Origin of the sequence: Lentzea sp. NPDC051208 (genome assembly GCF_040682435.1) — a bacterium.
GTDB lineage: Bacteria > Actinomycetota > Actinomycetes > Mycobacteriales > Pseudonocardiaceae > Lentzea > Lentzea kristufekii.
In genome coordinates, this window is sequence record NZ_JBFBAW010000007.1 from 264,119 (window position 1) to 288,179 (window position 24,061).

Here is a 24,061-nt window from a genome sequence, read left to right on the forward strand (position 1 = left end):
CCGGCTTCGCAGTGGCCATGTTGCTTCCGGTACGTTGTGTTCGTGCGGACAGCGTACAAATGTCGGGCTTACCCGACGCCGGAACAGGCTGCGGTGTTCAACCGCACGTTCGGATGCGCACGTCTGGTGTGGAACAAGTCCCTGAGCGCGCGGAACGAGCGTTATCGCGCTGAAGGTGCAGCCACGTCGTACAAAGAGACCGACGCTGCCTTGACCTCGTGGAAACGCACCGAGGAACTTGCTTTCCTGTCGGAAGTGTCTTGTGTGCCGTTGCAGCAGACGCTGCGCCACCAGCACACCGCATTCCAGAATTTCTTCACCGGACGTGCGCGCCGCCCCAGGTTCAAGTCGCGCCATGGCCGTCAAAGCGTGCATTACACCCGCTCGGCGTTCCGCTTGCGCAATGGCGCACTGACGCTTGCCAAGACGAGTTCCCCGCTGCGGTTCGCTTGGTCGTTCAACCACGTGGACGTGGCAGTCCTGGACCCGACGATGGTCGTGGTCTCTCGCGAACAGGACGGCCGCTGGTTCGTCACCTTTGCCGTCGACATCGACGCACCCGCGCCCGCCGAACCGACAGGCCACGCCATCGGGGTCGACCTCGGCTTGACGAATCTGCTCGTGACCAGCGACGGCGAGCGGAGGGCCACGCCGCACCAACTCGAGCGCAAAATCAAGAACCTCGCCCGGTACCAGCGCCGGATGGCCCGTTGCCGGCGCGGTAGCCGCAACCGCCTCAAAGCGAAGGTCAGAGTCGCCGCTGCTCATCGAAAAGTCTGCAACGCTCGGCGGGACTTCCTGCACCGCACCACCGCACGACTGGTGCGCGCAGCTGACACGATCGCGGTCGAAGACCTCCACGTTGCGGGCATGATCCGCAACCGAAACCTCGCCCGCGCCATCTCGAACGCGGGATGGGGGGAGCTCCGGCGGCAGCTGGAGTACAAATGCGAGCGCGCGGGCCGCACGTTGATCGTGATCGACCGCTGGTTCCCATCCAGCAAGAAGTGCTCTGCTTGTGCACATGTACTCGTCGAACTCACGCTTTCCACCCGGCACTGGACGTGTCCGGGCTGCCGCACCCGGCACGACCGGGATCTCAACGCGGCGAAGAACATCCTTGCGGCTGGTCGAGCCGTAGCCCGAGGAGACTCGGGCGATGCCTGCGGAGCTGATGTCAGACGGCAAGGGCTTGCCCTTCCGCTGTCGGCTGTGAAACAGGAAACCCGCGCCGCGAGGCGTGGCGCGTAGCGCAATCCACCGCGAGGTGGATGGGGCCCCGTCGTTCAAGCCGGGGAAAGTCAATTCGTCCCTTCCAGGGGTAGCTCGGCGAGCACCTGCCAGCCGTTCTCACGCGGGCCCGCCGAGAACAGGCCGCCGAGCAGGTCGACCCTCTCACGCATGCCCACGAGACCGTAGCCACCCTGGTTCAGCTCGTGCAGCTGACCGTCGTCGGCCACGATCACGCGCAGCGCCCCACCGGGCGTCCGCGAGATGTCCACGTCGATCATGGTGGGCGAGACGGCGTGTTTGTGCACGTTGGTGAGCGACTCCTGGACCAGGCGCAACACCGATCGGCCCAGCTCGGGGGCCACGTCGTCGGGCAGGTCGATGCGCAGGCGGGTCTCGAAGCCGAGCTCGCGGGTGCGTTCGACGGCCGCGATGACGTCGGCGGCCAGGTCGGTGGTGGCGGCCTCGTTCTCGCCCTGGCGCAGCGTGCCGACGAGGCGGCGCATCGCGCCCAGGGCCTCGGTGCCCGATCGGACGATGCCGGGCAGCAGGCGGTGCGCGGCGTGCGGGTCGTCGTCGGAGACCTCCAGCGCGGCCTGGGCCTGCACGAGCATGCCCGTCACGTGGTGGGCGACGACGTCGTGCAGCTCGCGGGCCAGGGCGATGCGCTCTTCCTTCTGCGCGTCGGTGACGGCGGCGGCGATCAGGCGGCCGCTCTCGGTGTCGCGGGCGCGGAAGTACAGGCCGGTGCCGACGGCGGTGAAGCCCAGGACGAGCGAGCCGAGCATCTCGTTGTAGTTGCTGCCCGATATCCAGTTGTCCCGGACGATCGCGGCGAAGAAGCTCACCGCGGCCAGCGAGCCCACCGACCACGTGGCGGCGCGGCGGGGTTCTTCCCGCACGACGACGGCCGTGATGACCAGGCACGCGGCGGTCTCGGCGATGGTCAGGGGGCTGAGGATCGTCGGCACGTTCACCTGGAAGTACGCGATGACGAACGACGAGACGAAGATCGACACGACCGCCACCGGGATGGTGAAGGCCCTCGACTTGAACGAGGTCACGGCCGCGATGCACACCGGTACCGTCAGCAGCCACACCAGCGCCCCGGCCCTGCCGGGCTCTCCCATGATCAAAAGCTCGCCCACCATCAGCAAGGCGAGAACGGCGGCGATCGGCCATTGGCCCCGGTGACTGTCCACGGGAGACAACGGTAGGACCACCAGACCTCTCCGGCCTCGGTCATCCGGCTGATCCGGTGTGTCGTCAAGGCTGAGGTTTTCCGGCTCCGCGCACGGCACCTTGAGGACCATGAATTCGGTTCTGGCCGCTCGGGGCCTGGTCAAGACCTACGGCGACGTGCACGCGCTCGCCGGGGTGGACATCGACATCAAGGCCGGGGACGTGCTGGCGGTCGTGGGTCCGTCCGGCTCCGGCAAGACGACGCTGCTGCACGTGCTGTCCGGCATCCTGCGCGCGGACGGCGGCGAGGTGTTCCTCGACGGGCGGGCGATCGGCGAACTGAACGAGACGGGACGCAGCGCGTTGCGGCGCACGGCGTTCGGGTTCGTCTTCCAGTCGGGGATGCTCGTGGCCGAACTGACCGCAGAGGAGAACGCGGCGCTGCCGATGCTGCTCGCCGGCGGCTCGCGCGAGGAGTCGCTCGGCGCGGCCAGGCTCTGGCTCGCGCGGCTCGGCCTGCGGGGACTGGAGAAGCGGCTGCCGAGCCAGCTCTCGGGCGGGCAGGCGCAGCGCGTCGCGATCGCGCGGGCCCTCGCCCACCAGCCGCGGGTGATCTTCGCGGACGAACCGACCGGCGCCCTCGACACGCGCACCGGCCAGGAGATGATGACCGCGCTCCTGCAGGCCGCGGAGGAGACCGGCGCGGCCGTCGTCATCGTCACGCACGACAAGGCGATCGCGGACCGGGCGCTGCGCGTCGTCGAGATCCAGGACGGCAGGATCGCCCAGGGGATCAACACGGGGGTGTCCGCGTGAGGATCGCTCTCGCGGTGCTGCGCAGGGACCGCCGCAGCCAGGTCGCGACGGTGCTGGTCGCGCTCGGCGTGATGATCGCGGTGTCGCTGGTCCTGTGGCTGCTCGCCGCACCGAACGGCCTGCAGGCGCGCGCCGACCGCACGGCGTGGCGCGACGGGGTCGGCCAAAGCGACAAGGGCGTCATTTCCGTTGCCGCGACTCGGGATTCCTACGACGGCAAGCTCATCGAACGGTTCGACGTCGCCCGCACCGAACAGGGCGCCGTGCCGGTCGCGGCCGGCATCACCAAGTTCCCGGAGGCGGGCGAGGTGCTGCTGTCGCCCGCGCTGGCGGACCTCGTGCGGAACACCCCGGCGGAGAAGCTCGGCAACCGCTTCCCCGGCAGGCAGATCGCCGAGTTGGGGCCGGAAGCGCTCAGGTTCCCCGGCGAGCTCGTCGCGATCGTCGGCCACGAGGAGGTCGGGAACGGCTACCCCACGGCCGATCTGCGGGGCGGCGCCGGCTCGTACCGCGACGACTACCACGGCATGCTCTACCTGCTCACGCGCGTCGGGCTCGTGGTGCTGGTCGTGCCGTGCCTGGTGCTGGTCGCCTCGGCCGCGAGGCTGACCGCGGCGAAACGGGAACGGCGCCTCGCCGCGCTCAGGCTCGCCGGTGCCAGTCCGCGGCAGGTCGTGGTGATGACCGCCGTCGAGACCGCGATCGGCGCGGTCGTCGGCAGCGTGCTGGGTGTGGTGCTGGCACAACCGTTCAGCCACGTCACCGCCGAGGTGCCGTGGGAGGGCGGCATCTGGTACCCCGGCGACTTCGTGCCGGAACCCGCGGTCGTGGCGGCGGTGGCCGTGCTCGCGCCGTTGCTGGTCGTCGGGGCCGCGATCACGGGACTGCGACGCGTGGTGCACCAGCCGCTCGCGGCGGAGGCGAAGCGCGGGGTCCGGTCGTGGCGGCTGCTGACCATCGCGGGCGCGCTGGGCGTGTTCTTCCTCGGCATCGTGTACGCGCAGGAGACCGGCGGCGACAGCCAGTTCACCGTCGTGCTCCTCGGTCTCGGCGCGGTGGCGCTCGCGCTGGTGCTGGCGGGGCCCGTGCTGACCGCGTGGGTCGGCAGGTTCTTCGTCGGGCGGTGGCGCAGGCCCTCGACGTTGCTGGCCGGGCGCAGGCTCGCCGGTGACCCGGTGGCGGCGTTCCGCGGTTCGGCGGGCGTGGTGATCGCCGTGTTCACCGGCTCGATGGCGCTCACGATGCTGCCGGGACTGGAGAGCCAGGTCCCGTACCGCGACTCGACGTGGCGGGAGAACGCGATCGTGGCGGAGCAGGTGACGCACGACATCACGCCGTTGCGCCTGGCGACTTCGGGACCGGTCGTCACGATGCTCGACGGCACGATCAGGAGTGGCGACTACGGCACGTACGTCATCGTCGGTGAGTGCGCCGACGTCGCGCAGGTGCTGTCCGGCCTGCACTGCCGGCCGGGACCCGCCGTCTACTCGTCAGGACCGTTGCAGGGCAACGAGTTCAGGCCGAGCGGAGGCGACGACACCGTGACCGCGCAGCTGCCGGCGAACTACGAGACGCGGCCTTTCGAGGGCAGTGGCCGGGTGAGCGCGGTCATCGACCGCGACCTGCTGCCGTCACTCGCGGGCGAGCTGTCGATGGTCGGCGTGCCGACGACGCCGGAGAACCGCGAGACCGTGCACACCGCGCTGATCGGCACGCTGCCGGGCGTGCGGCTGGTGGACGGCGAGCAGCGGGGTCTGCACGGCGACACGCTGATGGCGGACCTCCAGCGGGCCACGATCATCGGCCTCTCCATCGCGGCGGTGCTCGGCGGGATCGGCGCGGCGGTGGCCGCGGCCGGGTCGGTGATCGACCGCAGGCGCACTTTCGGTGCGTTGATCGCGGCCGGAACTCCCATTCGCGTGCTGGCTCACGCATTGCGCCGAGAAGTGGTGCTGCCGGTGTTCGCCGTCACAATCGCGGCGTGCGGTGCGGGAATTGCCGTGGGTCTCGGACTGCTCACTCTGGCGCGCGGACTGGTGGGTCACGGCGAAATGCCGATCACGCCGTGGGTCATCGCCCCGGTGGGCGTCGGCGTCGTGGTCGCGCTGGTAGCGGCCCTGGCGTGCGGTCCGGTACTACGCGGCATCAGCCCGCGGGATTACGCGGCGGAGTAGCGCTCGGCCGGAAGTACGAGAGGGGAACCGGCCCTCAGCGCGATGTGCGCGGAGGGCCATTTTCCTACCTTTGATTCATGACGAATGCACAGCTCGCGAGCATCCAGTGGGGCGTTTTCCTGTCCATCGTTTTCCTGGCTCCGCAGCTGTTGTTCCGTCAGCTGACCTTCCGCGGCGCCACCATCACCGCCTACGCGAGCATGCTGTTCGCGGCGACGTTCCTGCCGATGCAGACGGTCGCGCCGCGCCAGTCCGTGCAGCTGGTCCCGTTCCAGTGGATCGCCGACACGGTCCGCGACGGGCAGATCGCGTTCGACCAGATGACGCTGAACGTGCTGCTGTTCGTCCCGCTCGGCGCGATGCTGGTGTTCTGGGGCAGGCGCACGATCGGCCAGGCCGCGCTGATCGGCTACGGCGTCTCGCTGCTGATCGAGGGATCGCAGCTGTTGTGGGCCAACAGGATCTTCGACGTCGACGACCTGATCACCAACACCACCGGCACCGCGCTCGGCTGGCTCGGCGCGCTGACCGCCGTGAAGGTCTACGCCCGCGTGAAGACGGCCACCGCTGTGCCTCAGCGGGAGCTCGTCAGCGCGCGGTGACGCGCGCCGCCGGGCCCTTCACCTGATCATGACGGCCACGAGGTCTAGGTGGTGCGCCAGCCCAACTCGCCCGCGGTGTTGACCTCCGGCATGCAGTGGCCGACCGCGCCGCGCGCCTCCAGGGCCGTCGCCACCTGGTCGAACATCTCCACGATCGACGTCCACTCCGGCTTGACCATCTCGTTGCGCTCCTGGTCCCACTCGACCACGCAGCCGCGCAGCACGCCGGGCCTCAGGTCCACGGCGAGCACGTCGCCGGTGCCGTCGAACGCGATCGGGAGCCACTCGGGGTGGAACCCCGCGGTCGGCGCGCCCGCCTCGGAGGAGTCCACGGGCTTGCTCACGTGGGTCTCCCTGAGCACGAACGCGCGGTCGGCGCCCAGCGGCGTGTAGAAGGGCGGCAGGATCTCGGCGAAGAGCCCTTCCTCGGTGCCGCCGTAGACGCTCCACCACAGCTGCAGATCGATCGGAACCCGAAGATCCGGCAGCGCGTCATACCTCGGACGCAACACGGCGCGGGTGGCCGGAGCGTGCTCCGCCAGCCATGCCAGGATCCGGTTCCAGTGCTCGATCACACCCACCGATCCATGATCTTGGCGGAACGACGGGCGAGGTACCGCTCATCGGGGCAGGATCGCAGCGAACAGGTCACTACTGGGGGAAGAGCTTTCAGATGGCGGAACAAGGCCTCAAGGTCGACTTCGACGCCTTGACCGGGTACGCGTCGGCCGTGAGCGGTCTGGCGAGCGAGGTCGGCACGGTCGGCACCGGCACGTTGAGCGGCACCACGAGCCTGCCGGGCGACTGCTTCGGCAAACTGGGCAACGAGGTCGGCCTCAACGCCGCGTTCCAGGCGGCCGCGCAGGCGCAGCTCGACGCGCTGCAGGCCGCGTCGACGGGCCTCGCGGGCCTGGGCACCGCGGTCGCGAAAGCCCGCGAGTCCTACATCGCGCAGGAAGAGGCGCACAAGGCGTCGATCAACAGGGCGGCGCAGGTATGAGCGTCGAAGGGCTGCTGAGCCAGTTCATCGCGCCCATGAAGGAGAACCTCGCGAAGCTCGACGGTGACACCGGCGGCGCGACGCGCGCGGGTGACGCCTTCGGCCGCGCCCAGACCGCGATGACCGATCTCGGCACGCGGCACGCCTCGGCCTCGGCCGCCGTGCTCAACACGTGGTCCGGCGACAAGGCCAACGCCTTCACCGCCCGCGTCTCCACCTTCGCGTCGGCCGCGAACCTGTTGTCCTCCAACGCTTCCACGATCAAGACCGCGGCCTCGACCGGCGTGACGGCGGTGACCGGCGGCCGCACCGCGATCCAGGGCCTCATCGACGAGTTCACGTCCAAGGCGACCCCGAAGCTCGCCGCCGCACTCGCCCTGTCCCTCGTGGCCGGGCCCGGCGTGGTGCTGGCGGCCGTCGCCGACCTCGCCGGGATGGCCTCCGACTACCAGAGCAAGACCACGGCGGAACTGCAGAAGGTGCGCGACCAGCTCACGCAGCTCGTCGGGCAGCTCAACGCCCTGCAGAAGCCGGACGCGGGCGCGCTGGCGAAGCTCGGCGACCCGCTCGGCGGCGACGAGGGCACCACCTCGACGGCCGGCGCGTCCGACACCAAGAAGCAGGAATCCGGTCCCGGATCGAACTCCGGCAGCGGATCCGGCTCCGGTGGTGGGGGCGGCGGCGGTGGTTCGGGCGGCGGTGGCGGCGGAGGATCAGGCGGCGGCGGTGGAGGTGGTGGCGGCTCCGGCCCGCGCCTGCCCGTCGCGATCCCGCCGCAGCCCGGTGAGGGCGTCGGCGTGAACCTGCCGGACGGCAGCAGCGCCGAGGCACCGAACGAGACCGCGGCCAAGGCCGTGCGCAACGCGTTGTCCGCCTTGGGCACCCCGTACGTGTGGGGCGGCGCGAACCCGCCCCAGGGCACCGACTGCTCCGGCCTCACCCAGTGGGCCTACGGCGGCGCCGGGTTCGACATCCCGCGCCCGGCCTCGTCCCAGGCGATGGGCGCCTCGGTGCCGGCGGACCAGCTGCTGCCCGGCGACCTCGTGGTGTGGGACGGGCACGTGGCGATGGTGATCGGCAACGGCCAGATGGTCGAGGCCGGTGACCCGGTGCAGGTGCAGCCGATCCGCACGACGAACAGCGGGATGTCGTTCTACGGCTTCTACCGCCCCACCGGCTGAGTCACTTCGCGCCTAGGGCCTTGAGCTCGGCGAACTTCACGATCTGACCGCCGGCGCCCCAGGTCCCCTCGGGCTGCTCGTGGATCAGCACCCACACCCGTACGGCGTCGGCCTCACCCAGTCCGGCGGCGGCGAGCACCAGCGCCGTCGCCTCCTGCACGAGGCCGGCGCGTTTCGGCGGCGGAGGGCGCCGTCGCGATGTGCCGTGCCGAGCGCGCGATCGACCCCCTCGACGACGTCGCCGCCGAACTCACGGCCTTGCTACAAGCCGCCACCGAAGATCCTGAAATGCGGCACACTGTCCACATCAGGGGGTGATCGGAGTGGACGACGACGTCCAGCGCGCCGCGCGGAAGGCGCGCGATGTCGAGCAGGCGGTGTCGGAGCACGTCACGCGCAGTGGTCCCATCACAGGACGAGCGTCCTCTCCGGACGGCGCGGTGACGGTGGTCGCCACGCCCGGCGGTCCACCGCGGCAGATCTCGGTGAGCCCGGCGGCGTTGCGGATGGGCCCGCAGGGACTCGCCGCCGAGATCATGCGCATCGCCGACAAGGCCCAGCGCACCGCGAACACCCGCCTGCACCAGACGCTGGACCGAGTGGTCGACCCGCGCGAACTCACCGCGCTGGGTGTCGAACGTGGTCAGGACGAGGACGACTTCGGGTGGCAGCGGTGAACGAGGAACGGATGCGGGCCACCGAGCAGCTCCAGCGCGAGCTCGGCGTCCTCACCGCCACGGCCGAGCACCCGAACGGGATGTGCATGGTCACGGCGTCGCCGAAGGGCGAGATCAAGGCGCTGCACCTGCACCCGGCGCTGCTGGGCCAGGGCGCGCAGGCGGTCGGCCAGGTCGTCACCGAGACCGTCCGGCTCGCCACGAACGCGGCCGTGCAGGCCAGCTTCAACAAGATGGCACTGGCCCTGGGCGACGGAATGGCGATCGACGTCGAGTCCATCGCCGGCGACTCACCCTTCCGGTCGACCTGGAACCCGGTCGTACCGCCCAAAGCCCCTGCTGAGCAGGCACCACCGGAGCGCAGGCAGAGGTCGCCGCGCGTCGAGGACCCAGACGAAGACGCTTTCTTCGAGAACCCCTTGTGGCGCCGGTGATCAGCACCGTTAGGCTCGTCGACGGCATCAGGCAGGCGTGACCGGGAGGTCAGGATGGCGCAGGACATCGTCCCCATCGAGCTGGGGCTGACGCAGGGTGACGTGGTCACCCTGTGGGCACCCCGCTGGCGCGAGAAGGGCGAGGAGTGGGAGGCGTTCCTCGGCGACGAGGAGGACCTGTTCGTCTTCCCCGACGCCGCGCACCTCGCCGCGTTCGTGCGCACCGCCGAGGAGCACGACCTGACCGATCACCCCGCGTGGCCGGTCGTGCCGTCGCTGGGCGTCGCGGACCTCTCGCCGGACGACAACCACCAGTTCGACCTCGTCGGCGTGCCGGAGCTCGTCGCGGAGGACCCGGACACCTGGACGATCGGTGAGCTCGCCGACGTCATCGCGATCGTGCGCGCCCTCGCGGACGTCTGCGACCTGGAGAAGGTCCACGAGGTGCTCGACAGCGCCGAGGGCTTCTCGCTGCTGCCGCAGGGCACGCTGCCGTTCAGCGGCCGTGACGGCGGCAAGCTGTGGGGCGAGCTGTCCGAGGTCGTCTCCGAGAAGTGGGACGAGGTCCTCGACGCGATCGACAGCGTGGTGAACACGCCGGAGGTCCCCGAGAAGGAGCTCGCGGTCGCCCAGGAGGAGCTCGCCGCGCTGGAGGCCGCGACGGCCGCTGCCGCCGTCGACGCCCCCGGCGAGTCCGAGGACGACGAGGACAAGGCCGAGCCCACCGGCTTCTGGGCCGAGGTCGGCGTCGACCCCATCAAGATCATCACGTCGGCCGGCGAGTTCTACACGCTGCGCTGCTACCTCGGCGACGACCCGGTGTTCCTGGGTCGCCGCGGCAAGATCGAGGTCTTCAGCTCGCCGCGCGGCCTGAGCCGCTTCGTCGCCGAGAACGACGAGCACGACCTGGCCGAGGTCGAGACCTGGAACGACATCAAGGTCAAGGCCACTGCGGGCGAGCTCGACGTCGAGGTCGACGACGACAACGTCTACGTGCTGACCGGCATCGCCGAGGACATGGAGGAGGGCCCCGACGCCCTCGACCCGCAGCAGCTCGACCTCGCCGTCGAACTGTTCGAGGACGCGGCCGAGTGGGCCGACGACGAGTCCGTGAAGAACGCGCTCGCCTCGTCCGAGTCGCTGGGCTGGCTCGTGTCGTTCGTCGTGTCGCCGGACCCGACGCGTCTCGCGCCGTCCGCGCCGTACGACGCCGAGGTGGCCGCGTTCCGCACGCTGCAGGCCTCGTTCGAGGACCGGCTCAACACCAACTGAGTCCGTTGACGCAGAGGAGGGCCACCCGCTCGGGTGGCCCTCTTTTTGTTGTCGCCCAGCGGTGTTGCGTCGCCTGTATGATACAGGTTTATGACAGGTTCTCGGTCGCAGCGTCTCGCCGCCGAACTGCGCGAGCGCATCACGCTCGGCGACTACGGCCCGGCCGGATCGATCGAGAGCGAGGCCGAGCTGGGCCGCCGCTACGAGGTCAGCCGCGTGACCGTGCGCCGCGCCCTGGAGCAGCTGCGCGACGAGGGCCTGCTGGCGTCGCGAAAAGGCGCCGGCTGGTACGTGGTGTCGTTCGCGCAGCCCCTGGCGCTCGGCACGTTCCAGCACGCGCAGTCGGCCGTCGCCGAGGCCGGTGTCTCCCTCGTGCGGACGGTTCTCGAGTACGGCTACCGCGAGGCTCCGGCCGGTGTCGCCTCGACACTGGGCTCCGGCGAGATGCTGCGCGTGCTTTCGTTGCGCCGCACCGGGGACACGCCGCTGGACGTCGTGACGGAGTGGGTGCCCCTGGCGCTGGCCGCACCGGTCAGCCGCGCCGACGCCGAGTCACCCGGTACGTGGGAGACGTTGCGCCGCGACGGAAATCAGATCGCCGTCGTCCGGCAGAGCATCGCCGCCGTCGCCGCGGGTGACCTCGGATCGCTGCTCGGCGTCACGGCCGCCACGCCGGTGTTGCTGGTGCGCCGCATCGCCCTGGACGCCGCGGAGCACCCGATCGCCCTGTCCGAGCACCACTACCTGGGCCACCGGTTCCAGCTGGAGGTCGAGTTCCGCGGCTGGCCCGGCGCGGAACCTCCCGGCGTCGCCGCGATTCCCTCGGAGGACTGACCATGCGCGTGCTCGTCACCGGTGCTGCCGGGTTCATCGGCTCGCACTTCACCCGCTACTGGCTGCGCGAACACCCCGCTGACGAGGTCATCGCGCTCGACGCGCTGACCTACCGCGGCACCCGCACCAACCTGCCCGCCGACGTGCCGTTCGTGCACGCGGACATCGCTTCCGCCGATGTCGAGGGCGTCGACGTCGTGGTGAACTTCGCGGCCGAGTCGCACAACAGCCTCGCGGTGCTCGATCCCGGCCGTTTCTTCCGCACGAACGTCTTGAGCACACAGGCGTTGCTGGAGTCGTGCCGTCGCGCGGGCGTTCGGCGGTTCCACCACGTGTCGACGTGCGAGGTGTACGGGGATCTCGCCCTGGACGCCACCGAGGCGTTCCACGAGGAGTCGCCGTACCGGCCGCGCACGCCTTACAACGCGTCGAAGGCCGGGGCGGACCACGCCGTGCGTTCCTACTTCGAGACGTTCGACCTGCCGGTGACGATCACCAACTGCGCCAACAACTACGGCCCGAACCAGTTCCCCGAGAACGTCCTGCCGCTGTTCACGACCCGCGCGCTGAACGGGGAGCGACTGCCCGTCTACGCGTCGAGCGGCAACCGCCGCGAGTGGATCCACGTGCTGGACCACTGCCGCGCGATCGACGCGGTGCTGCGCGACGGCGTCGTCGGCCGGACCTACCACGTGGGCACCGGCGTCGAGGCGAGCGTCGACCAGATCGCGGACCTCGTGCTGGACGAGCTCGGGCTTCCGCTGTCGCGCAAGCAGACCGTCGCCGACCGGCCCGGCCACGACCGCCGCTACCTGCTGGACTCCTCGCGGATCGGCCGCGAGCTCGGATGGCGCCCGGAGATCGGCTTCGAGGCCGGCGTCCGGGACACCATCCGCTGGTACGCGGCCAACCGCGCGTGGTGGGAGCCGCTGCTGGAGCTCAGCGCGATCGACGAGAGCGCCTGGGCCGGGCGATCACTCACCCGGTGAGCGAGGCGTACCCCGGCTTGATCAGCTCGTTGATGATCGACAGCCGTTCGTCGAACCCGATGAACGCCGACTTCATGGCGTTGATCGTGAACCACTGCAGGTCCGTCCAGCCGTAGCCGAACGTCTCGGTCAGCGCGGCGAACTCGCTGGAGAGCGAGCAGTCGCTCATCAGGCGGTTGTCGGTGTTGACCGTGACGCGGAACCGCAGCTTGGCGAGCAGGCCGATCGGGTGCTCGGCGAGCGTCGGCGCGGCGCCGGTCTGCAGGTTCGACGTCGGGCACATCTCCAGCGGGATGCGGCGGTCGCGGACGTACGCGGCCAGCCGTCCCAGCTGGACGGTGCCATCGCCGGAGACCTTGATGTCGTCGACGATCCGCACGCCGTGGCCGAGCCGTTCGGCGCCGCAGTGCTGGATCGCCTCCCAGATGGACGGCAGGCCGAACGCCTCACCGGCGTGGATGGTGAAGTGCGCGTTCTGCTGGCGCAGGTACTCGAACGTGTCGAGGCCCCTGGTGGGAGGGAACCCGGCCTCGGGGCCCGCGATGTCGAAGCCGACGACGCCGAGGTCGCGGTAGCGGACGGCGAGCTCGGCGACGCGCAGCCAGCCCTCGTTCTGGCGCATCGCGCACAGCAGGGTGCCGACGCGGATCTTGCGGCCGGTCTCGGCGACACGGGCGGAGCCGAGGCGGAAGCCCTCCTGGACTGCCTCGACGACCTGCTCCAGCGACAGGCCCTTCCCGGTGTTCAGCTCCGGGGCGTAGCGGATCTCGGCGTAGACGATGCCGTCCGCGGCCAGGTCCTCCACGGCCTCGGCGGCGACGCGGACGAGAGACGCCTCGTCCTGCATGACACCGCACGTGTGGGCAAAACCTTCGAGGTAGCGCACGAGAGAGCCGGAGTTGGCGTTGTCGCGGAACCAGCCGCCGAGGACGCCCGCGTCTGTGGTGGGCAGGCCCTGGTAGCCGGAGGCATCGGCGAGTTCGATCACCGTCTGCGGGCGGAGGCCACCGTCGAGGTGGTCGTGCAGCAGCACCTTCGGCGCGCTGCGGATGGACTCCAAGGTAAGCGGCGTGGACATTGCTACACGTTACTCCAGGCGACACGCCGCTCCGGCGTTCGCCAGATTGATCTTGCTACCGATATGATCGTTTGTCGGTACAACGTCGTTGCAGATCCGTGATCAGCAACTTTCTGCAACCATTGCGAGGCTTGAGTCACCCCAAGGTAGGAACATCAACGGACGTTACTGCCTGCTTCCGGGCGGTAACTTGGCGTTGAGAGTAGTCGGGTAGCCTGATCGGGTTAGTTGCCCATCCGTACCCGGCCGTTTTCTGGCGGGGGTGGTACAGCGACGTCCCGTGACGCGGATAGGCTCCCGTGGTCTCCCCCTCCCCTGGACGAAGGCACTCAGCCGTGACAGAGAACAACAACTCCACGATGTCCTTCGATCGGATGCGCAACATGCTCACGCGCGCCGCGGAGATCCGTGAGAGCGAGCAGCAGCAGATCTTCGACGCGCTGGACGAGATCCACGCCCGGATGTCGCCTCTGGAGTCGCTGGGTTCGGTTCGCAAGCGCCTGTCGGAGCTGCCGGACCGCACCGAGGTCAGCGTTCTCGCTGAGCGCCTGGACGAGGCCCTCGCCAAGCTGGAGGCCCAGGACAACGCCGTCGCCGACATCGGTCGCGCGGTCGACGCCCTGGTGGACAAGCTCGCCAAGCCCTTCGCCCAGCTGGACGGCCGCCTCGACGGCGTCGCCGGTCGCTTCGAGGGTGTCGCCGGCCGCATGGACGGCCTGGAGGACAAGCTCTCCAGCATCCACAAGCGCATCGACGACCTCGACGGCCACCTGGACAAGCAGGACGGCAAGGTCGACGCGATCCCGGCCGCCGTCACGAACCCGCTGCGCGAGCGCATCGAGGCCCTCGAAGCCGCGCTGCGCGGCCGTCTCGACGAGGTCGACGAGGGCGTGCACGAGCACCTCGACGGCACCCGCGAGGCCCTGCAGAAGATCCTCGCCGAGTCCTTCTCGAGCGTGCACGGCCGCGCCGACGAGCAGCGCGACGCCCTCGTCGCCGCCCGCACCGAGCTGGTCACCGCCATCGCCGAAAGCCGCGGGGAGCTGGCCGGAGCGATCGCAGACAGCCGCGACAAGCTCACGTCCACCGTCACCGGCAACCACGACAAGCTGGCCGCGTCGCTGGCCGAGACCCGTACCGAGCTGTCCGGCGCCGTGGCGGAGACCCGCGGCGAACTGGCCGGCGTCGTGGCGGAGACCCGCGACTCCCTCGCCGGAACGCTGGCCGAGACGCGCGACTCGCTCGCCGGCTCGCTCGCCGAGACCCGCACCGAGCTCGCGACGGCCGTCGCCGACACCCGCGAGGTCGTGGGCGGCAAGCTCGACGAGGCCCGCACCGCCCTGTACGCGGCGATCGAGCAGTCCCGCGACCAGGTCGACTCGGCCGACCGCCTGGAGGCCCTCGCCGGCCGCCTGGAGCAGGTCACCTCGAAGCTCGACACCATGACGGACCGCCTCGACAAGGTCGAGGACGGCTTCGCCGCCCGCATCTCCGAGCTCGGCGGCTCCGTCGACGCGAGCCTGTCCAAGGTCGCCGAGACCGTCGGCGCCCGCCCGGACACCGACGCGCTGCAGTCCCTGGTCCGCAGGTCGAACCAGGAGTCGGAACTGCGCATCGGCGGCCAGCTGGACGAGGCCATGGCCACCTTCGCCGAGCTCATCCTCGGCGGCGGCTCGCCCACCCCGCCCCCGCCGCCCACCGCCCTGCCGCGCCCGCAGCGCCGCACCCGCAAGAACGGTGGCCCCAAGCCGGCGAACGGCGGCAAGGACATGGACGACGACGACCTGGCGGCCGAAGGCGCCTGATCGTCAGACCACTGCGAACGGCCCCGGAGCAACGTCGCTCCGGGGCCGTTCCGCGTTCGCGGCCTGGTCGTGCCGCGCTTGACCAGCTCGTCGTGTGTTGAGCGACGCATGGTCGAGCACGGGCGGCTGTGGGTGAGTTCGATCGGCTCGCCGGTCATCCGCCCCGAAGCGTGGCGCGCGATGGCCGCGCCGTTGAACCAGTCACCGACGGCAGACGTGACCATGAGGAGAGCGCTCACACGACCGTCGTTATGCTCGCCGGAATCTGGGGGCGTCCAGGAGGGATGGTCCGTGCAGCAACAGCGACTCGTCGCCAACCGCTACGTACTGCTCGCCGAGCTCGGCAGAGGTGCGATGGGTGTCGTGTGGCGTGCCCAGGACCAGGTGCTCGGACGCGCGGTCGCGCTCAAGGAGCTGCACCCGCCGCAGGGCATCGCCGCCGAGGAACGCAACGTGCTCGAAGAGCGCATGCTCCGCGAGGCGCGCACGGCGGGCCGGTTGAACCATCCTGCCGTCGTCACGGTCTACGACATCGTCCGCGAGAACGACCGGACCTACCTCGCGATGGAGCTCGTCGACGCGCTCGACCTGGCCGGCATCGTGCAGAAGCACGGGCCGCGCGACTCGACCTGGATGGCGGGTGTCGCGCTGCAGGTGCTCGGTGCGCTGGAGGCCGCGCACTCGGCGGGCATCGTGCACCGGGACGTCAAGCCCAGCAACATCATGGTGCGTCCGGACGGGGGCGTGAAGCTCACGGACTTCGGCATCGCGCAGGCGATGGACGACCCGCGGCTCACGCACAACGGCGGCATCGTCGGCTCACCCGCGTACATGTCGCCGGACCGGCTCAGCGGCTGGGAGGCCTCACCGGCGTCGGACCTGTGGGCACTCGGCGTCACGATGGCGCACGCCGTTGAGGGCGTCAGCCCGTTCGAACGCACGTCCACCGCGTCGACGTTGCACGCGGTCATGAACGAGCCGCCGGTGCTGCGGCAGGCCTCGCCCGCGCTGGCCGACGTGATCCGCGGCTTCCTGACGGTCGACCCGAACAGGCGCCTGACCGCACCGCAGGCTCGTCACATGCTGACGGCGATCGTCCAGGGCGCCCCGGCGGTTCCGTTGCCGCAGAACAAGAAGGGCACCGCTGTCAAGGTCGCCGCCGTGGTCGTGGGCGTCGCGGTGCTCGCGGGCGTCGCGTTCGCCGGGTACCAGGTCTTCAAGCCCAAAGACTCCAACGCGGGCCAGAACACCGGCACCAGCCAGACCACGGAGAACTCCACCGAGTGGACCGAAGCTGCGGCGTTGCCGGTGGGCGCACCGCTGCCGTCACGACGCGTCGCCACCTTCGGGCGCGGCGGTGACGTGCCCGAGTGGAACCTCTCCGGCACGCAGTGCGCCAAGGACTTCCTGACGCAGGGGTCGCCGGTGCGGACGAACGTGCCGTGCGACGGGCCGCACGGCATCCAGCTCTTCTCGGCCGCGACACCGCTGTGGGACAAGCCGAAGGACGTCGCCTACCCCGGCACGAAGTGGCTCGCCGACTTCACCAAGAACTACTGCACCGAGCAGTTCAGGGCCATCGAGCCGAACATCAAGGAGCCCATCGGCTTCACCGGACTCGTCCCCACCCAGAAGGAGTGGGAGGCCTACAAGGACGCCACGACGCCGGGCCGCCAGGAGGTCCTGTGCGTGCTGTGGAAGCAGGACAGGTCACCCCTGGCGGGCTCGCTCGTCGGCTAGGTCTCAGCCGCGGATGGTGTCGATGACCAGCGGCGGGCGCTCCGGCGCGGCATCCCGGACCTCGTAAGCGCCTTCCAGCGCCTGCAGGGCTCCGCCGACCGCGTCCGGGGTGTCGGTGTAGAGCTCCAGCAACGGCTGTCCGGCCTCGACGGCGTCCCCCGGCTTGGCCAGGCAGAGCACGCCGGCACCGAACTGCACCGGGTCCTCCTTGCGGGCACGACCGGCACCGAGCCGCCACGCCGCCACCCCGACGCCGTAAGCGTCCAAAGTGGACAGCACACCGGTGGCAGGTGCCGTCACCACGTGCTTGTGCGAGGCGACGGGCAGGCCGGCATCCGGATCGCCGCCCTGGGCCCGGATCATCCGCGCCCACACCTCGTAAGCCTCACCGGAGGCCAGCACGGCGGCCGGATCGGCCGAGATCCCGGCCAGCGACAGCATTTCCGAAGCCAGCGCCACCGTCAGCTCGACGACGTCGGCAGGTCCGCCGCCGCGCAGCACGTCGACGGACTCGGCCACCTCGACCGCGTTGCCGACAGCGCGTCCCAGAGGCACGGACATGTCGGTCAGCAGGGCCGAGATCCGCACGCCGTGCTCGACGCCGATGGCCACCAGGGCTTCGGCGAGAGCACGCGCCGAGGTCAGGTCCTTCATGAACGCGCCGGAGCCGACCTTCACGTCGAGCACCAGTGACTCGGCGCCCTCGGCGATCTTCTTCGACATGATCGAGGACGCGATCAGCGGAATCGCCTCGACGGTCCCGGTGACGTCCCGCAACGCGTAGAGCTTGCGGTCGGCCGGAGCAAGTCCTTCGGTGGCGGCGCACACCACGGCACCGACCGAGGAGAGCTGCGAAAGGATCTCCGAAGTGGACAGTGCCGCGCGCCACCCCGGGATCGACTCCAGCTTGTCCAGGGTGCCGCCGGTGTGGCCGAGACCGCGACCGGACAGCTGCGGCACGGCAGCGCCACACGCGGCGACGAGAGGTGCCAGCGGCAGTGTGATCTTGTCGCCGACACCGCCCGTCGAGTGCTTGTCCACCGTCGGCCGGTCGACGTGCAACGCGAGCCGCTCGCCGGACGAGATCATCGCCTGCGTCCAGCGCGCGGTCTCCGCCGCCGTCATGCCGTTGAAGAAGATCGCCATGGCCAGCGCGGACATCTGCTCGTCCGCGACGGCACCGCGCGTGTACGCGTCGATGACCCAGTCGATCTGCGCGTCCGTCAGCACCGCGCCGTCGCGCTTGGCGCGGATGACGTCCACCGCCGAGAAGCTCATGGCAGGTCCTCCGGCCCGAACGCGTCCGGCAGCACCGACGACATCGGCAGCACGCCGGAAGGCGTGTCCACCAGGCAGTCGCGGCCACCCAGCTCGTAGAGCACCTGACGGCACCGGCCGCACGGCATCAGCAGTTCACCGGCACCGGAACGGCAGGCCACCGCGACGAACCGGCCGCCGCCCGTGAGCTGCAGCTGACCGGCCATCGCGCACTCGGCGCACAGACCGACGCCGTACGAGGCGTTCTCGACGTTGCAGCCCGTCACGATGCGGCCGTCGTCGCACAACGCCGCGGAACCGACCTGCAGCCCCGAGTACGGGCAGTGGGCGAACGACGCCGCTTCCACCGCCCGTGCCCGCAGCAGGTCCCAGTCGACCTCAGCCACGGCGGTACACCAGACCGTCGGCGGCCGGCATCCGCAACCGTTGTGATGCCACGGCCAGCACGGCCAGCGTCACCATGTGCGGCGCGTAGGACACGAACTCGCTGGGGATCTCGTCGAGGCTGATGTACAGCAGGTACATCAGCACGGCCACGACGATGGCCGCCGCCGCGGAGAACCACTTGCGGCGGATGAGCTGCCACACCACGATCACGCCGAGCAGCAGCACCACGCCGTAAACCAGCGCCAGCACCGTCTCGCCGCCCGAACGCAGCTGCAGGCCGTCGGCGTAGCCGAACAGCGCCGCACCGCCCAGCAGGCCACCGGGCCGCCAGTTGCCGAAGATCATCGCGGCGAGGCCGATGTAGCCGCGGCCGCCGGTCTGGCCCTCCAGGTAGGACAGCTGACCGGGGTTGAGCACCAGCGCGGCGCCACCCAGGCCGGCGAGACCACCGGAGACGATCACGGCGACGTACTTGTGGAAGTACACCTTGACGCCCAGCGAGTCCGCCGCGTGCGGGTTCTCGCCGACCGAGCGCAGGCGCAGGCCGAAGCGGGTGCGCCAGAGCAGGTAGTACGACAGCGGCAGCAGCAGGATCGCGATCATCGTCAGCGGCGAGACGCCGGTGACGAGGCCGCGCAGGATGCCGGCGACGTCCGAGATGAACAGGCGCTGCCCGGCTTCGAGCTCGCCGAGCCAGTCACCGAGGCCCGCCGCCGAGAACGTGTCGAACGACTGGACCGGCGGCGACTGCCGCGGGTTGCTCGACAGCGGCAGGAAGATCAGCGTCGACAGGTACTTCGTCAGACCGGCGCCGAGCAGGTTGATCGCCACACCGGAGACGATGTGGTTCACGCCGAACGTGACCGTGGCGATCGCGTGCAGCAGGCCGCCCAGCGAACCGAACACGACGGCCGCGACGAGAGCGGCCCACGGACCCCACTGGTAGCCGGCCCACGCCGCACCCCAGGTGCCCATGATCATCATGCCTTCGAGGCCGATGTTGACCACGCCGGCGCGTTCCGCCCACAGACCGCCGAGACCGGCGAGCAGGATCGGCAGCGCGAGCCGGACCGCCGTCTGGGTCGTGCCCGACGACGTCAGCTGCGGGAAGTTCGTCTGGTACGAGGTGATCGAGAGCAACGCGATCGCACCCGCCACACCGAGCATGGCCACGGCCCAGCCGGGCACCTTGCGCTTGCGAGGCGCCGCCGGGATGTGCGGCTTCTCCTCCAACGTCGTGATCACGCCGCACCTCCGACAGTTCCGAGCTCACGGCCGACGCGACGCTGCTCCGAGGCGAGCTCGAACCGGCGCACCACCTCGTAGGCGACGACGACCGACAGGACGATCGAGCCCTGCATGATGGTGACGATCTCCCTGGGCACACCGACGTTGTCGAGCGCGAGACCCGACTTGTCGAGGAACGCCCAGAGCAGCGCGCCGAACGCGATGCCACCGGGGTGGTTGCGGCCGAGCAGCGCGATCGCGATGCCCGAGAAGCCGATGCCGGCGCTGAAGTTCAGGCTGAACGTGTGGTCGCGGCCGAGCAGTTCCGGCAGCGAGATCAGGCCAGCGATGGCGCCCGAGAGCAGCATCGAGACCAGGATCATCTTCTTGGCGTTGACGCCACCGGCCGACGCGGCGGTCGAGGACTCGCCGGACGCGCGCAGCTCGAAGCCGAACCGGGTCTTGTTCATCATCACCCAGTAGCCGATGCCCAGGGCGATGGCCACGAAGATGAAGCCGAACATCGTGCCGCTGCCACCGAACGAGATGCCGGGCATCCAGCCGCTCTCCGGGATCTCCGCGGTGCGGATGTTGTTGCCCCGCAGCTCACCGAAGACGTCGCGGCGGATCAGGTAGGCGGACAGGCCGATGGCCAGGCCGTTCATCATGATCGTCGAGATGACCTCGTTGACGCCGCGCGTCACCTTGAGGATCGCGGGGATCGCGGCCCAGGCGGCACCGGCGATCGCGGCCACGACGATGATCACCATCGTGTGGATGCCGGTGGGCAGCGCGATCGAGCCGCCGACGATCGCGGCGATGACGGCCGCGACGCGGTACTGGCCCTCGACACCGATGTTGAACAGGTTCATCTGGAACCCGATCGCCACCGCGAGCGCCGCGATGTAGTAGATGCCCGTCGAGTTGACGATGTCGACGAGCGTCGTGCCCTTGCCGACCTGCGTCACCATCGCACCGAACGCGTCGAGCGGGTTCGCGCCGGAGATGATGAGCGCCACGCCGCACAACAGCAGTGAGAAGACGATCGCCAACGCGGGCGGCAGGAGTTTGCCGCGCAGGTGTCCCATCAGTTCGCGCCTTCCTCGACGACAGCGGTCTCCTGGACCGCTGCGCTCGTGCTGCCCGCACCCGTCATCGCGCTGCCGAGGTCCTCGGGCGTGACGGTGTTCGGGTCCGCGTCGGCCACCAGGCGTCCGCGGAACATGACCTTGATCGTGTCCGACAGGCCGATCAGCTCGTCCAGGTCGGCGGAGATCAGCAGCACGGCGAGACCGGCGGCGCGGGCGCGCTTGATCTCGTCCCAGATCAACGCCTGCGCGCCGACGTCCACACCCCGGGTCGGGTGCGACGCGATCAGCAGCACCGGGTCGCCGGACAGTTCCCGCCCGACGACGAGCTTCTGCTGGTTGCCACCCGAAAGGGCGGCCGCGGGCACGTCGATGCCGGGCGTGCGGACGTCGAAGTCCGCGACGATCCGCTCGGTGTCCTTCTTGGCGCCTTCGGTGTCGAGCCAGATGCCCTTGGCGGTCGGCTGACGGGTCTGGTAGCCGAGGATCCGGTTGTACCAGAGGGGTTGCGTGAGCAGCAGGCCGTGGCGGTGGCGGTCCTCCGGCACGTAGCCGATGCCCGCCTCGCGCCGGGCCAGCGTCCCGAGCTTGGTGAGGTCCTTGTCCTGCAACGTGATCGTGCCGCCGCCGGCCTTGCGCATGCCCATGATCGTCTCGACGAGCTCGGTCTGGCCGTTGCCCTCGACACCCGCGATGCCGACGACCTCGCCGGAGCGGACCACCATGTCGATGTCGTCCAGGATCGGCCGCGAGCCGTCCGGCGTCATCAGCCTGAGGCCCTTGACGTCCAGCACGACCGTGTCGGTGACGGTGGACTCGCGGGTCTCCGGGCTCGGGAGCTCGCTGCCGACCATCATCTCGGCGAGCTGCCGGGAGCTGACGGTCTTCGGGTCCGCGCTGCCCACGGTCGTGCCGCGGCGGATCACCGTGACGGAGTCCGCGATCGCGCGGACCTCGTCGAGCTTGTGCGAGATGAACAGGAACGTGTAGCCCTGCTCCTGCATGCCGCGGACGGTGTCGAAGAGCTCGTTGACCTCCTGCGGCACGAGCACGGCGGTGGGCTCGTCCAGGATGATCACCTTGGCGCCGCGGTAGAGCACCTTGAGGATCTCGACGCGCTGCCGGTCCGCGACGCCGAGCTGCTCGACCAGAACGCCGGGGTCGACGTTGAGCCCGGTCCTGCCGGAGAGCTCGATGATGCGCGCGCGGGCCTTCTTGCCGATGCCGTGCAGGGCCTCGGCACCCAGGACCACGTTCTCCTGGACGGTGAGGTTGTCGGCCAGCATGAAGTGCTGGTGCACCATGCCGATGCCGGCCTTGATGGCGTCGGACGGCGTGCGGAAGCGCACCTGCTCGCCGTTCACCTCGATGGTGCCCTCGTCCGGCGGCTGCATGCCGTAGAGGATCTTCATCAGGGTGGACTTGCCCGCGCCGTTCTCACCGCACAGGGCGTGTACCTCGCCACGGCGGACGGTCAGGTGGACGTCGCTGTTGGCGACCACACCTGGGAATCGCTTGGTGATGCCTGTGAGCACCACCGCGGGGTGTTCGTCCGTCCCAACGGACGTGGAACTGCTCATCGTCGAGTGCTCCTCCTACCACGCACCAGGCCCTGTGAGGGCGAAATCCTCACAGGGCCCGGTGTGCGTGCGGCTTTCGGACTACGGCTTGTCCGCGACCTTGATCTTGCCCTCGATGATCTGGGCCTTGTAGCCCTCGAGGATTCCCTGCAGCTTCGCGTCGATCTTGCCACCCGACGTGGAGTAGCCGACACCGTTCACCTTCAGGTCGAAGACCTTCGGCAGCGAGGCGAGGTCGTTCTTGGCGACGGCCTTGACGAAGTCGTAGACCGCGACGTCGACGCGCTTGAGCATCGACGACACGATGACGTCCTTGGTGTCGGCGACGGTCGCCTGGTTGTACTGGTCGGAGTCGACGCCGATGGCCAGCACGCCGGCCTGCTTGGCGGCCGAGAAGATGCCCTTACCGGAGGCACCGGCGGCCTGGTAGATGACGTCGGCGCCCTTGTCGATCTGGCCCTTCGCGGCTTCCTGGCCCTTCGGGGCGTCCTGGAAGCCCGTGAAGTCACCGGCCGGCGTGATGTACTTCTTCTCGAGCTGGATCTTCGGCGCGGCGGCCTTGGCACCCTGGAAGTAGCCGGCCTCGAACTTCTGGATCAGCGGGATCTCGACGCCGCCGACGAAGCCCACGTGGCACTTCTTGCTCTGGTACGCGGCGATGACGCCGGCCAGGAAGGAGCCCTCCTGCTCGGCGAACAGCAGCGGCGTGACGTTGGCGGCACCCTCGACGGCCGAGTCGACCAGGCCGAACTTGACGTTCGGGAACTCCGCGGCGACGAGCTTCATCGACTCGGCGTAGGCGAAGCCGACACCGATGATCGGGTTGAAGCCCTCGGAGGCCAGCTGGCGCAGACGGGTCTGCTTGGCGGCCTCGTCCTCGTTCGGAGCGGCGGAGAGCTCGCGCGTGTTCTCCTTCTTCACGCCCATGTCCGCGATGGCCTTGTCCATACCGGCGGCGGCGGAGTCGTTGAACGACGCATCGCCACGGCCACCGATGTCGTAGGCAAGACCGATCTTCAGCGCACTCGCGTCCACCTTGTCACCGTTGGCGGCGCTGGTGTTCGAGGTAGCAGGCGCGGTCGGGGCCTCGGCGAACTCGCAGGCGGCACCAGTACCGGTACCCGCGTTGTTGCTCCCGCCACCCGAGTCCTTCGCGCAGGCGGCCATAGTCATCACGCTGGTCAACGCGATCGCGGCGACCGCGACACCACGCATACGACGACGCACGGCTCGTCTCCTCCCTGAGGTTCCTCCCCAACGACGTTGTTGGGTCCTAGACGCGGCACCGTACCTCTTAGTAACCAACCCCGTTGCCGCCAGCACCTACAAAGACCCCTATCGGTTACGCATTCGACGCTTTGGCCGCACGAGTGGTGATCAATCGTGTTCAAGGCGTTGCTAAAAGTCGCCTTCGACCGCTTCGCCACCTCGATCTTCCCCCGAACGGCCCAGTCCCGCTCGCCAAGTCCGCCCCGCCGTCCTTTCCG

General features: G+C 69.7%; 22 protein-coding genes and 1 pseudogene. 13 read left to right on the top strand and 10 right to left on the bottom strand.

All coding sequences use genetic code 11. The annotated features are described in order from the left end of the window. Window positions 1–42: 42 nt before the first annotated feature. A complete protein-coding gene (locus AB0M48_RS19165; protein ID WP_363843441.1) occupies window positions 43–1,251 on the top strand; it encodes an RNA-guided endonuclease TnpB family protein in 1,209 nt (402 codons plus the stop codon). 50 nt (window positions 1,252–1,301) lie between these two features. On the opposite strand, the gene AB0M48_RS19170 is transcribed toward AB0M48_RS19165, so the two are convergent. Beyond that, window positions 1,302–2,432 (bottom strand): histidine kinase, encoded by a 1,131-nt coding sequence (locus AB0M48_RS19170; RefSeq protein ID WP_363843444.1) that lies wholly within the window; start codon window positions 2,430–2,432, stop codon window positions 1,302–1,304. 109 nt (window positions 2,433–2,541) lie between these two features. Here AB0M48_RS19170 and AB0M48_RS19175 point away from each other — a divergent pair, with 109 nt between their 5' ends. From AB0M48_RS19175 to AB0M48_RS19185, 3 genes are all read left to right on the top strand, one after another. Next, complete coding sequence (locus AB0M48_RS19175; protein WP_363843447.1) at window positions 2,542–3,228, top strand: ABC transporter ATP-binding protein; 687 nt, start codon at window positions 2,542–2,544, stop codon at window positions 3,226–3,228. Continuing rightward, entirely contained in the window at window positions 3,225–5,402 is a 2,178-nt protein-coding gene (locus AB0M48_RS19180; protein ID WP_363843450.1) for an FtsX-like permease family protein, read from the top strand. Before AB0M48_RS19175 ends, AB0M48_RS19180 begins: the two co-directional genes overlap by 4 nt. A 77-nt stretch (window positions 5,403–5,479) precedes the next feature. Next, a complete protein-coding gene (locus tag AB0M48_RS19185; protein WP_363843453.1) occupies window positions 5,480–6,004 on the top strand; it encodes a VanZ family protein in 525 nt (174 codons plus the stop codon). A 44-nt stretch (window positions 6,005–6,048) separates the two neighbouring features. On the opposite strand, the gene AB0M48_RS19190 is transcribed toward AB0M48_RS19185, so the two are convergent. Continuing rightward, the gene (locus AB0M48_RS19190) at window positions 6,049–6,585 is read right to left on the bottom strand and encodes an SMI1/KNR4 family protein (RefSeq protein WP_363843456.1); all 537 of its coding nucleotides are present in this window, start codon (window positions 6,583–6,585) and stop codon (window positions 6,049–6,051) included. Window positions 6,586–6,677: 92 nt separating this feature from the next. Here AB0M48_RS19190 and AB0M48_RS19195 point away from each other — a divergent pair, with 92 nt between their 5' ends. Together AB0M48_RS19195 and AB0M48_RS19200 are read left to right on the top strand one after the other, a co-directional pair. Next, window positions 6,678–7,004, top strand: a complete 327-nt coding sequence (locus AB0M48_RS19195) for a hypothetical protein (RefSeq protein ID WP_363843459.1) — start codon at window positions 6,678–6,680, stop codon at window positions 7,002–7,004. Continuing rightward, window positions 7,001–8,185: a C40 family peptidase gene (locus AB0M48_RS19200; protein ID WP_363843462.1), complete on the top strand. Its 1,185-nt coding sequence runs from the start codon at window positions 7,001–7,003 to the stop codon at window positions 8,183–8,185. Before AB0M48_RS19195 ends, AB0M48_RS19200 begins: the two co-directional genes overlap by 4 nt. A gap of 1 nt (window position 8,186) precedes the next feature. Here the strand turns inward: AB0M48_RS19200 and AB0M48_RS19205 are convergent. Next, window positions 8,187–8,363: pseudogene (locus AB0M48_RS19205) on the bottom strand (tautomerase family protein); the annotation flags it as partial. A gap of 145 nt (window positions 8,364–8,508) precedes the next feature. Here AB0M48_RS19205 and AB0M48_RS19210 point away from each other — a divergent pair. The 5 genes from AB0M48_RS19210 to AB0M48_RS19230 all read left to right on the top strand — a co-directional run bounded on the left by AB0M48_RS19210 (window position 8,509) and on the right by AB0M48_RS19230 (window position 12,391). After that, on the top strand, window positions 8,509–8,862 hold the full coding sequence (locus tag AB0M48_RS19210; protein WP_363843465.1) for a YbaB/EbfC family nucleoid-associated protein: 354 nt from the start codon (window positions 8,509–8,511) through the stop codon (window positions 8,860–8,862). Continuing rightward, window positions 8,850–9,296 (top strand): YbaB/EbfC family nucleoid-associated protein, encoded by a 447-nt coding sequence (locus tag AB0M48_RS19215; protein WP_363843468.1) that lies wholly within the window; start codon window positions 8,850–8,852, stop codon window positions 9,294–9,296. The genes AB0M48_RS19210 and AB0M48_RS19215 overlap by 13 nt, the downstream gene beginning before the upstream one ends. A gap of 54 nt (window positions 9,297–9,350) precedes the next feature. Next, window positions 9,351–10,568 (top strand): primosomal protein, encoded by a 1,218-nt coding sequence (locus tag AB0M48_RS19220; protein ID WP_363843471.1) that lies wholly within the window; start codon window positions 9,351–9,353, stop codon window positions 10,566–10,568. A gap of 90 nt (window positions 10,569–10,658) precedes the next feature. Continuing rightward, window positions 10,659–11,402: a GntR family transcriptional regulator gene (locus AB0M48_RS19225; protein WP_363843474.1), complete on the top strand. Its 744-nt coding sequence runs from the start codon at window positions 10,659–10,661 to the stop codon at window positions 11,400–11,402. Between the two features lie 2 nt (window positions 11,403–11,404). Further along, window positions 11,405–12,391 (top strand): dTDP-glucose 4,6-dehydratase, encoded by a 987-nt coding sequence (locus AB0M48_RS19230; RefSeq protein ID WP_363843476.1) that lies wholly within the window; start codon window positions 11,405–11,407, stop codon window positions 12,389–12,391. Here AB0M48_RS19230 and AB0M48_RS19235 read toward each other — a convergent pair. Then, on the bottom strand, window positions 12,381–13,469 hold the full coding sequence (locus AB0M48_RS19235) for an adenosine deaminase (protein ID WP_363843479.1): 1,089 nt from the start codon (window positions 13,467–13,469) through the stop codon (window positions 12,381–12,383). The two genes, AB0M48_RS19230 and AB0M48_RS19235, sit on opposite strands and share 11 nt — an antisense overlap. A gap of 359 nt (window positions 13,470–13,828) precedes the next feature. Here AB0M48_RS19235 and AB0M48_RS19240 point away from each other — a divergent pair, with 359 nt between their 5' ends. Next, window positions 13,829–15,274: a hypothetical protein gene (locus AB0M48_RS19240; RefSeq protein ID WP_363843482.1), complete on the top strand. Its 1,446-nt coding sequence runs from the start codon at window positions 13,829–13,831 to the stop codon at window positions 15,272–15,274. 291 nt (window positions 15,275–15,565) lie between these two features. Continuing rightward, window positions 15,566–17,014: a serine/threonine-protein kinase gene (locus AB0M48_RS19245; protein WP_363843485.1), complete on the top strand. Its 1,449-nt coding sequence runs from the start codon at window positions 15,566–15,568 to the stop codon at window positions 17,012–17,014. Between the two features lie 3 nt (window positions 17,015–17,017). Here the strand turns inward: AB0M48_RS19245 and AB0M48_RS19250 are convergent, their stop codons facing one another. The 6 genes from AB0M48_RS19250 to AB0M48_RS19275 all read right to left on the bottom strand — a co-directional run bounded on the left by AB0M48_RS19250 (window position 17,018) and on the right by AB0M48_RS19275 (window position 23,789). Beyond that, the gene (locus AB0M48_RS19250) at window positions 17,018–18,292 is read right to left on the bottom strand and encodes a thymidine phosphorylase (RefSeq protein ID WP_363843488.1); all 1,275 of its coding nucleotides are present in this window, start codon (window positions 18,290–18,292) and stop codon (window positions 17,018–17,020) included. Further along, window positions 18,289–18,678, bottom strand: a complete 390-nt coding sequence (locus tag AB0M48_RS19255; RefSeq protein WP_030478475.1) for a cytidine deaminase — start codon at window positions 18,676–18,678, stop codon at window positions 18,289–18,291. The genes AB0M48_RS19250 and AB0M48_RS19255 overlap by 4 nt, the downstream gene beginning before the upstream one ends. Beyond that, a complete protein-coding gene (locus tag AB0M48_RS19260; RefSeq protein WP_363843492.1) occupies window positions 18,671–19,924 on the bottom strand; it encodes an ABC transporter permease in 1,254 nt (417 codons plus the stop codon). Before AB0M48_RS19260 ends, AB0M48_RS19255 begins: the two co-directional genes overlap by 8 nt. Then, window positions 19,921–20,994, bottom strand: a complete 1,074-nt coding sequence (locus AB0M48_RS19265) for an ABC transporter permease (protein WP_363843495.1) — start codon at window positions 20,992–20,994, stop codon at window positions 19,921–19,923. Before AB0M48_RS19265 ends, AB0M48_RS19260 begins: the two co-directional genes overlap by 4 nt. Next, window positions 20,994–22,574: an ABC transporter ATP-binding protein gene (locus AB0M48_RS19270; protein ID WP_363843498.1), complete on the bottom strand. Its 1,581-nt coding sequence runs from the start codon at window positions 22,572–22,574 to the stop codon at window positions 20,994–20,996. The genes AB0M48_RS19265 and AB0M48_RS19270 overlap by 1 nt, the downstream gene beginning before the upstream one ends. Window positions 22,575–22,655: 81 nt before the next feature. Beyond that, window positions 22,656–23,789 carry a BMP family ABC transporter substrate-binding protein gene (locus AB0M48_RS19275; RefSeq protein ID WP_363843985.1) on the bottom strand — a complete coding sequence of 378 codons (1,134 nt, stop codon included), beginning with the start codon at window positions 23,787–23,789 and terminating at the stop codon, window positions 22,656–22,658. Between the last annotated feature and the right edge of the window lie 272 nt (window positions 23,790–24,061).